Annotated in this window: 3 protein-coding genes; 2 read left to right on the top strand and 1 reads right to left on the bottom strand. The window is 52.7% G+C overall.

Going from position 1 to position 1765, the window contains the following annotated elements:
- Window positions 1-682: Ig-like domain-containing protein (locus PSE6802_RS0103395; RefSeq protein WP_036945135.1), on the top strand; the 682-nt coding region annotated here is incomplete at its 5' end.
- Here PSE6802_RS0103395 and PSE6802_RS0103400 read toward each other — a convergent pair.
- A complete protein-coding gene (locus PSE6802_RS0103400; RefSeq protein ID WP_225902635.1) occupies window positions 669-1100 on the bottom strand; it encodes a hypothetical protein in 432 nt (143 codons plus the stop codon). The two genes, PSE6802_RS0103395 and PSE6802_RS0103400, sit on opposite strands and share 14 nt — an antisense overlap.
- Before the next feature lie 21 nt (window positions 1101-1121).
- Here PSE6802_RS0103400 and PSE6802_RS0103405 point away from each other — a divergent pair.
- Window positions 1122-1765: IS256 family transposase (locus tag PSE6802_RS0103405; RefSeq protein ID WP_019498659.1), on the top strand; the 644-nt coding region annotated here is incomplete at its 3' end.

Raw genomic sequence — 1765 nt, forward strand, 5'->3', positions numbered from 1 at the left:
CGTGAAGTTATTGCCAACGAATGCAGCCGCGACATCCAATAGTACGGGTGGATTTCAGTTCGATAATGTCGGTTTAGCCAATGGCACGAATAGTCTGACGGTAGAGGCGACGGATATTGCGGGGAATGTGGGGACGGCTACTCAGACAATTACGCGGGATTTGGGCAATACGATCGGGCAAAACTTTGACTTGACGGTGCGACCGGGGGGATATCTAGAAGTACCGCTGTCGGGGACTGATGCCAGTGGCAATCGCGTTACCTATCGGATGCAGAGCACGGGAAATCTACCCACGGGGAAGCTGGATGGCAATGGTAATTTGATTTTTACGCCCACACCCTCGGAGATTGGCACGTATCAGTTCGGTTTGATCGCCAGTAACGACACGCAGGAGATTCCGCAGACGGTGACGGTGCGGGTGGTGGCAGATCCGGTCTCTACCACCAGAATATCGGGTGTCATTCAGAATACGGCAAGGCAGCCTTTAGCAGGAGTGGTCATCGAAATTGGCAATCTCCGCACGACGGCGGCGGATGGCTCGTTTACCCTTGCCGCGAATGGGGCATTGCCCGCCGATACGTTGAAGGTGCGGGGTGAAGGGCTAGAAGGAACGGAAACGTACACGACTTGGAAGGTTATTCAAGCCGAGGACAGAATGTCAGATGAATCTAAGCAGGCATAAGCACCTCCAATACCTGAGCTATAGAACGTCCGTTGGCAAACAAGCCATGAGCCAACTCCAGTAGTTGAGCAAGCGCTTCACGCGAGAGGGAATGGAGCTTCTGCCCGATGGTTTGCGTTCCCTTAGCAAACGAAAAACTTTCCGATTTTCCGCCCGAGCCCGTTACGCGTTGGAGCAAAGACTGCGCTAGACAACATAAACGCAAGTGGCGTTTGACCGCTTGCTGGTTGCGTACCTGAGCCGCTTCCAATCCTGTAACTTGCTTGCAGAACTCATGAAAGACTTCACAAGACCAGCGATAGTTCCAAGTTTCCATGATGCGCGTGCTTTCCCAATGTTGGGCATCCGTGAGTAAAAAGCGCGGGGCATCACCCAAGTCGAGACTGATCAGAATTTTGTGTAAGCGGTCTAGAATCACAAAAACCAAGGAGACCGCAACATGTTAAGAGGCAAACAAGCAACTAATCGTACAGATGAACTACTAGACGAGTTGGTGTCAGAGTGCCATAGCCCCGAGGACATTCTAGGAGAATCGGGCTTACTGAAGCAACTGAGTCAACGACTAATCGAGCGAGCGCTCACGGGAGAGCTGAGCCATCACCTCAAATCAAGCACGCCTAAGGGAGAGGAAGCGGTAGAAGACGAAGTTGTGCGACGCAACAGCCGCAATGGCTACTCGCAGAAGACGGTGCAGTCGCAACAGGGCGAAATGGAGTTGTCGATACCGCGAGACCGTAACGGCGAGTTTGACCCCGTGCTGGTACCGAAACACCAAAGGCGAATAGCAGGACTCGATGAGAAAATCCTGGCTATGTATGCACGGGGATTAAGCACCCGAGACATTAGTGCTCAACTCGAAGAACTCTATGGTGCCAAGATCTCCGCCGCACTCATCAGTGAGGTCACTGATGCAGTTAGCGACGAGGTCAAGGCTTGGCAGTGCCGTCCCCTGGAACCTGTATATCCCATCATTTACCTCGATGCCCTCTACGTGAATATCAAGGTGTCGGGTCGGGTGAGCAAGCGAGCGGTCTATGTCGTCTTGGGTATTACGGTTGAGGGCAACAAAGAATTGCTTGGGCT

The sequence above is a fragment of the Pseudanabaena sp. PCC 6802 genome (assembly GCF_000332175.1).
Classification (GTDB): Bacteria; Cyanobacteriota; Cyanobacteriia; order Pseudanabaenales; family Pseudanabaenaceae; genus PCC-6802.